At 70.4% G+C, this 4,406-nt stretch carries 2 protein-coding genes and 1 pseudogene; 1 reads left to right on the top strand and 2 read right to left on the bottom strand.

Annotated features, from left to right (window positions below):
• Window positions 1-121 (top strand): annotated as a pseudogene (locus JMF90_RS25870) (LysR family transcriptional regulator); the annotation flags it as partial.
• Window positions 122-145: 24 nt separating this feature from the next.
• Here the strand turns inward: JMF90_RS25870 and JMF90_RS25865 are convergent.
• A complete protein-coding gene (locus JMF90_RS25865; protein WP_011548632.1) occupies window positions 146-2,911 on the bottom strand; it encodes a LuxR C-terminal-related transcriptional regulator in 2,766 nt (921 codons plus the stop codon).
• 297 nt (window positions 2,912-3,208) lie between these two features.
• Window positions 3,209-4,406, bottom strand: a 1,198-nt coding sequence (locus JMF90_RS25860; protein ID WP_201325593.1) for an AMP-binding protein, incomplete at its 5' end; no start/stop codon positions are given.

Below are 4,406 nucleotides of genomic sequence, written 5' to 3'. Positions count from 1 at the left end.
GGATCGCATGCGGGCGTCGCCGTACGAGGTCTGGCTCGTCACGCACCGCGACCTGCGCCACACCGCGCGCATCCGTGCGGCGATCGACGAGATCGTGGCCGCGTTCGCCGCGCACCGCTGACGCGGGCGGCAGCGCGTCAGCCGGTCATTCGTCGTCGCGCCGCACGCGTGACGGATCGAGCGCCAGCCCGCTGCGCACCGCCTGGATGCGCGACGTCACGTTGAGCTTCTCGAAGATGTTCTTCAGGTGCCACTTGATCGTCTCCGGCGCGACGCGCAGCGCGCGGGCGATTTCCTTGTTCGACAGGCCACGCGCGACGTAGTCGAGGATCTCGAGCTCCCGCGCGCTGAGGTTGCCGGTCGCACCCGGCCGCGTGGCCGGTGCTCCGCCCGACGCCCGCTGCGCGTCGAACGCACGGGCCAGGTCGCGCAGATACCACGCGCCGACTGCCGGAAAGCGGTCGGCACGCTTCTGCATGCGCGCCAGCAAGCGCTCGGCCGCCGCGCCTTCGTCGACGAAGGTGCGGACGAGTCCGTTGCCCTGGCCGTATTCGAGCGCACGCGCGAACGCCGCGAGCGCCGCGCTCTCGTCGCCCGCGTGGTCGAGCGCGATCGCATGCAACACGGCGGCCTGCGCCGCGAACCAGTCGAACCCGCGCGCGGCCAGCACCGCGTGCACGGTCGCCATGCGCTGCGCGGCTTCGTTCGCGCGTGCATCGGCGAGCAGCAGCCTTGCCTGCGCGGATTGCGCCATCTGCCACGTCTCGACGTGGCTCGACGCTTCGTCCGGCGGCACGGGCGACACCAGCGACGCCAGCGCGCGCCCCACACGGTGGGCTTGCGTCGGCTGGCCGGCGTCCAGATGCAGCCGGATACCGGTCGCCATGCACGCGACGCGCAGCCGCAGCCATTGCCGGCTGCACGCGATGCGATCGGCTTCGTCGAGCATGTCGTGCGCCCGCGCGTCGTTCCCCGACCGGAATTGCAGCAGGGCGGCGGTCTGCATGAACCTCAGCAACGGCCCGAGCGAACAGGCCTGCATCGCGATGTCGAAGCGGTCGGCCTGCGCGTCGCGCACCTTCGCCCAGTCGTTCCATTCGTAGTAGATCGCCGACAGATAGCCGGCCGACAGCGCCGTCGCCGCCGACAGGCGACCCGCCGAGCGTTCGGCGGCGCGCAACGCCGTCTCGAACGTCTTCGACGCGTCGTGCAGCCGCCCGGCGACGAACTCGGCCAGGCCCGACATGTTCTGGCGGTACACGTTCGCGTACAGCGGCTCGTGCCCCGACGCCGCGTGTTCCGCGCGCGCGCCGAGATCCCGCACGTCGCCGAGGCGGCCCGCGTAGCCGAGCCCGAAGATCAGCGTCGTCTGCCCGATCTGCTCGACCCACGAACCGGCCGGTGGGGCGGCCGCCAGCACACGCTCGCCGAGCTGCAGCGATTCGATGCTGCGATCCGACAGCCCGGCGATCAGCGAGCGCACGGCCAGCAGTTCGGTCGCCGTGACGGCGTCGGTATCGAGCCGCCCGGCCGCGATGTCGGCTTCCAGCGCTTCCAGCGCACGGCGCGCATCGACGATCTGCATCGACAGCGCGAGCGCCCACGTATGCGCGATCCGCAACCGCAGGCGGCCCGTCAGCGCCTGCGCGGGCAGGCGCGACACCCAGTCGAGCACGGTACGCACGTCGCTCGACGCGATGAGCTTCATCGCGCACGCCTCGACCCAGCCGGCGGCCGCATCGAAGTCGCCGGCCGCGAGCGCGTGCCTGACGGCGTCCGGCCATTGCCGCTCGGCCGCATACCACGCGCTCGCGCGGCGATGCAGTGTGGCCACCGTGCCGGGCTCGCGCAGCGCCAGCTCCTCCCGCAAGTATTGCAGGAACAGCGCGTGATAGCGGTAGCGCCGGCGGTCGCCGTCGATCGACCGGATGAAGAGGTTGTGCGCGGTTAGCCATTCGAGGCAGTCGAGCGCGTCGTCGCGGCCGGTCAGCGCATCGCACAGCGCCGGCGTCATCCGGTCGAGCACCGCCGTATGCAGCAGGAAGTGGCGGATCGCGTCCGGCACCTGCGTCATCACGTTCTCGTTCAGATACGCGGCGATGCCGGCACGCGCGTGGCTGACCTGCTCGGCCACGCGCGCCGCGTCGCTGTCGTCGTGCAGCGCCAGGGCCGCCAGTTGCAGGCCCGACACCCAACCTTCGGTCGCCGCGCGCAGACGCCCGACGTTGTCCGCATTGAGCGGCTTGCCGGCCACCCGCTCGAAGAACGCGCGCGTCTCCGCGTCGTCGAAACGCAGGTCGTTCTCGTCCACCCGCACGAGTTCGTCGCGCGATTCGAAATAGCTGAGCGGCAACGCGGGCGCCGAGCGGCACGACAGCACGACATGCAGGTTCGACGGCGCGTAGCGCAGCAGATCGAACATCGCGTCGTGGATGACCGGCGACGCGAGGCGATCGAAGTCGTCGAGCATCAGGAACAGCTCGACGCCTGCGCTGTCCAGTTCGTTGAGCAGTTCGTCGAATACGGTCTTCAGCGGAATCAGCGCTCGATCGCGCAACAACTGCTGCGCGCGGGCGCCGACCCCGCCGGTCGTGTCGACGATCGCGGCGACCACGTAGGACGCGAAGATCGACGCGTTGTCGTCGTCCTGGTCGAGACTCACCCACGCGACCTTCACACCCGACGCCACCAGCGCATGGCGCCACTCGGCCAGCAGCGTGGTCTTGCCGTAACCGGCCGGCGCGCTCACGAGCGTCAGCCGGCGGTCGAGGCCGCGCCTGAGCCGCCCGAGCCGCGCGATGCGCGTCACGATCCCGCGGGTCGACGCCGGCGCCAGCTTGGTGCGCACCAGCACTTCGATCGCATCGGTGTCCGGCGGGCGAGCCGGTTGTCTGCTGTCCGTCGGCGCCATGCTGTTCCTATTCTCCTCGCGGTGATCGCGTGTCCGCCGGCACGGCAAGCGAAACCGCCGACCGGGCCGGTTTCGCCGTGCGCCGAAAACAGCATAACGATTCGACGCCGGCCGTCAAAGGTAGGTGATGTCCGTACCGGCGTGGGTGCGCGCTGCGCGTATCGGCCGCGACACGGGACCCGCATTGTTCTCGAACCGGCGCGCGATGTTCAGCCCCCCATTCGGGGGGGTTACCCCCGGGCGGGAAAGTCGCCTCGTCCTGACCGCCGGCGTCTTCGACGGCCGGGCGCGCGCCGCTCAGTCGGGCTGGTACCGCTCGCGCAACGCGCGCTTGTTGATCTTCCCGACGCTCGTCTTCTCGATCGCGTCGACGATCAGCAGCCGCTCCGGCACCGCATAGCGCGAGATCAGCCCGCGATCGGCCACCTGCTTCACATGGGCTTTCAATTCCTCCGGCTCGACGCGACCGACCTGCTCGTCGGTCAGCACGACCAGCGCGAGCGGACGCTCGCCCCAGCGCGCATCCTTCACGCCGATCACCGCCGATTCGCGCACGGCCGGATGACGCGACAGGATGCTCTCGAGTTCGAGCGACGAGACCCATTCCCCGCCCGTCTTGATCACGTCCTTGATGCGGTCGGTGATCTGCAGCCGGCCGTCGGAATCGATCACGCCGATGTCGTTCGTATGCAGATAGCCGCCGGCCCACAGCGCGGCCGACGCCGGCGCATCGCCCAGATAGCCTTGCGTCGCCCACGGCATCCGCACGACGACCTCGCCCGCCGAGCGGCCGTCGTGCGGCACGTCGCGAAACTGCGCGTCGACGATGCGCAGGTCGACGAGCGGCAGCGGCAGCCCCGCCTTCGTCCGGCGCGCGATGTCGTCGTCGGCCGATGCGCCGCCGGCCGCGCGCGGCGGGTCGATCTGCGCGATCGTCATCAGCGGGCAGGTTTCCGACATCCCGTACCCGGTGTAGACCTCGATCCCGCGCGCGAGCGCCGCCCGCGCCAGCCCGTCGGACAGCGGTGAGCCACCGACGATCACCTTCCACGCCGACAGGTCGGCCGCCGCCGACGCCGGGCTGTCGAGAATCATCGCGAGCAGCGTCGGCACGCAATGCGAGAACGTCACCGCTTCGCGCGCGATCAGCGCGACCAATCCGTCCGGCGAATAACGGCCCGGATAGACCTGCTTGAGCCCGAGCGCGGTCGCGATGTACGGCATTCCCCAGGCGTGCACATGGAACATCGGCGTGATCGGCATGTAGACGTCGTCGCGATGCACGCGGCCGCGATCGCGCGCGCTCGACAACGCCGCCATGCCCGCGAGCGTGTGCAGCACGAGCTGCCGATGGGTGAACGCCACCGCCTTCGGCAGGCCGGTGGTGCCGGTCGTGTAGAACGTCGTCGCGCGGGTCTGCTCGTCGAAATCGGGGAACGCGAAATCGGGCGAACCGGCCGCGACGAGCGCCTCGTATTCGTCGGTGAAACCGTCC

Source organism: Burkholderia sp. E168m23 (genome assembly GCF_016586125.1).
GTDB lineage: Bacteria > Pseudomonadota > Gammaproteobacteria > Burkholderiales > Burkholderiaceae > Burkholderia > Burkholderia orbicola.
Note: the sequence above shows the minus strand (reverse complement) of the source record. Positions and strands in the feature narration are given on the sequence as shown.